The sequence below is a fragment of the Amycolatopsis sp. A133 genome (genome assembly GCF_031082405.1).
GTDB lineage: Bacteria > Actinomycetota > Actinomycetes > Mycobacteriales > Pseudonocardiaceae > Amycolatopsis.
In genome coordinates this window covers 1-2,890 of sequence record NZ_JAVHJU010000063.1, presented here as the reverse complement: position 1 = coordinate 2,890, position 2,890 = coordinate 1, and the positions used below count along the sequence as shown (strand labels likewise).

Sequence of the window (2,890 nt, the reverse complement as noted above, 5' to 3'; positions counted from 1 at the left end):
TCAACGAACAAGCCATCATCTCCTACCTCGTCTCCGCCTACTACTCCGCCGCCGTCCTCGTCCCCGACGCCCTCGCCGTCCTCGAAGGCGCCGAAATCGGCCGGGAGGGATGATGCCCGAACCCGTTACCCCGCCCCGGCCGCCCGACCTCGAACCGCCGCGTCCCGGGACCGGGCTGCCGCCCTCGGCGTTCGGGCCGACCGGGCTGGGCACCACCGCCGCGCGGGTCGTGCCCCGCACCGGCGGCACCCGCCCGCCGCACACCCCTGAACCCGATCGGCGGCCCACCCCGTGACCGTCACCGAAGAAACCCGGTCGGTGCAGCTGTCGCTGAGCGTCACCGCCGCCCGCACCCTGACCACCACCACCAAAACCGTGCCGCAGATGCGCGGCATCACCACCCGCTGGCTGTTGTCCCAGCTCCCCTGGGTCGACGTCCCGGCCGGGTCCTACCGCGTCAACCGGCGCCTCACCTACACCCTCGGCGACGGCAAACTCTCCTTCTACACCACCGGCGCCCGCGTCCACGTCGTTCCCGCCGAGCTCACCGAACTGCCCCTCCTGCGCGGCTTCGGCGACGAACAAGCCCTGGCCGCACTCGCCGACGCGTTCGAGCAACGCGAATACGGACCCGGCGCCACCCTCGTCACCGCCGGCACCCCCCAGGACACCCTGTTCCTGCTCGCCCACGGCAAAGTCACCCGCCACGGCACCGGCCCCTACGGCGACGAAACCCGCCTCGGCACCGCCACCGACGGCGACCACTTCGGCGAGGAAATCCTCGGCCCCGACCCCGGCGCCTGGGGCTTCACCGCCCGCGCCGCCACCCGCGTCACCGCACTCGTGCTGCCCGCCGCCGCCTACGCCCGCCTCAACGGCCGCTCCGAACCGCTGCGCACCCATGTCGCGCAAGCCCTGTCCCGGCCACGGAAACCGCAGAACGCCAAAGGCGAAGCCGCCATCGACCTCGCCGCCGGCCACGACGGCGAACCGCTCCTGCCCGGCACCTACGTCGACTACGACCCTTCACCGCGGGAATACGACCTCGCCGTCGCCCAAACGCTGCTGCGGGTCCACAACCGCGTCACCGACCTCTACAACCACCCCATCAACCAGCTCGAACAACAACTCCGGTTGACCGTCGAAGCGTTGCGGGAACGGCAAGAACACGAGCTGATCAACAACACCGACTTCGGGCTGCTGCACAACGCCGACCTCAAACAGCGGCTCACCACCCGCACCGGCCCGCCCACGCCGCTGGATCTGGACGATCTGCTCTGCCGCCGCCGCAAAACCCGCTTCTTCCTCGCCCACCCCCGCGCCATCGCCGCCTTCGGCCGGGAATGCACCACCCACCGCATCTACCCCGACCCCACCGTCCTCGACGGCAAACGCGTCACCGCCTGGCGCGGCGTCCCGATCCTGCCCTGCGACAAAATCCCCATCAGCACCACCGGAACCACGTCGATCCTGGCCCTGCGCACCGGCGAAGACGACGCCGGCGTCATCGGCCTGCGCCCGAAGTCGCTGCCCGACGAATACCAACCCGGGCTGAACGTCCGGTTCATAGGCACCGACGAACGCGCCATCACCTCCTACCTCGTCAGCGCCTACCACTCCGCCGCCGTCCTCGTCCCCGACGCCCTCGGCGTCCTCGACGACGTCCAGGTCGGTCGCTGATGACCACCATGAACACACGCACCGCGGCCCGGCCCCTCGGTGAGGTCCTCGCGTGGAGCAAGGGACTCGTCGATCCGGCCTTGCGCACGGCCGCCGGGCGGCTGCCGGAAGCGATGCGGCGGATCGCCGCCTACCACTTCGGCTGGCAGGACGCCGACGGGAGACCGGCTTCCGCCGACGGCGGCAAGGCGCTGCGGCCCGCCTTGGTGCTGCTGTGCGCGGAAGCCGCGGGCGGCGAGGCCGCCGACGCCGTCCCGGCCGCCGTCGCGGTCGAGCTGGTGCACAACTTCTCGCTGCTGCACGACGACGTCATGGACGGCGACACGACCCGGCGGCACCGCGCGACGGCGTGGACGGTGTTCGGCACCGGGCCGGCGGTGCTCGCCGGGGATGCGTTGCTGAGCCTGGCGTTCGAGGTGCTGGCGCCGAGCGGGGTCGCGAACGCGCGGCTGCTGTCGGCCGCCACGCTGGCCCTGCTCGAGGGCCAGGCCGCGGACCTGGACTTCGAGCAGCGCGACGACGTCACCCCCGGCGAGTGCGTGCGGATGGCGGAGGGCAAGACGGCGGCCCTGCTGGGTGCGGCGTGCACGCTCGGGGCGGCCTTCGGGCCGGGCGACGCGGAGGGCTTCGGCGCGTTCGGCCGCGCGGTGGGGCTGGCGTTCCAGCACGTCGACGACCTGCTGGGCATCTGGGGCGACCCGGCCGTCACCGGCAAGCCGGTGTACTCGGACCTGCAGAACCGCAAGAAGTCGCTGCCGGTGGTGACGGCGCTGCGCTCCGGCACGGCCGCGGGCGAGGACCTCGCCGCGCTCTACGCCCGGCGCGAACCCCTGGGCGAGACCGAGCTGGCCCGCGCGGCGGGCCTGGTCGAGTCCGCGGGCGGCCGCCAGTGGAGCCAAGCCCAAGCAGACGCGTTGCTGTCCAAGGCCCTACGCGACCTCACCGCGGCTGCCCCGCCTTCCCGCGCCGGCGCCGAACTGGCCTCCCTGGCCCGCCTGATCACCACCCGAACCCACTGAAGAGGGGCATCACGCGTGACTGGAGGGGCATTACCCGTGATTGGGCGGGCATCATGCGTGATTGGCGGGGCATCGCGGTGATGCCCCCTCAATCACGCGTGATGCCCCTCCAAACACGCGTGTGGAGTTGCCCCGGCGGGGCGGACACGGGGTTTTCAGGCAGCTGGGGCTTGAGCGTAGTAGTTGGTTCG

At 72.1% G+C, this 2,890-nt stretch carries 3 protein-coding genes and 1 pseudogene; all 4 read left to right on the top strand.

Features of this window, described 5'->3' with window-relative positions; translation table 11 throughout:
* A pseudogene (locus Q5425_RS38190) lies at positions 1-113 on the top strand (hypothetical protein); the annotation flags it as partial.
* Positions 113-295, top strand: coding sequence for a hypothetical protein (locus Q5425_RS38185; protein WP_308677281.1), 183 nt, complete (start codon positions 113-115; stop codon positions 293-295). The pseudogene Q5425_RS38190 and the gene Q5425_RS38185, both read left to right, overlap by 1 nt.
* Complete coding sequence (locus Q5425_RS38180; protein WP_308677280.1) at positions 292-1,680, top strand: family 2B encapsulin nanocompartment shell protein; 1,389 nt, start codon at positions 292-294, stop codon at positions 1,678-1,680. Before Q5425_RS38185 ends, Q5425_RS38180 begins: the two co-directional genes overlap by 4 nt.
* Complete coding sequence (locus Q5425_RS38175) at positions 1,680-2,699, top strand: family 2 encapsulin nanocompartment cargo protein polyprenyl transferase (RefSeq protein WP_308677279.1); 1,020 nt, start codon at positions 1,680-1,682, stop codon at positions 2,697-2,699. Before Q5425_RS38180 ends, Q5425_RS38175 begins: the two co-directional genes overlap by 1 nt.
* Positions 2,700-2,890: the final 191 nt, after the last annotated feature.

Bases quoted from the DNA above. Each gene is read 5' to 3' on its own strand.
- Q5425_RS38185 (WP_308677281.1), top strand. From the start codon at position 113: ATGCCCGAACCCGTTACCCCGCCCCGGCCGCCCGACCTCGAACCGCCG.
- Q5425_RS38175 (WP_308677279.1), top strand. From the start codon at position 1,680: ATGACCACCATGAACACACGCACCGCGGCCCGGCCCCTCGGTGAGGTC.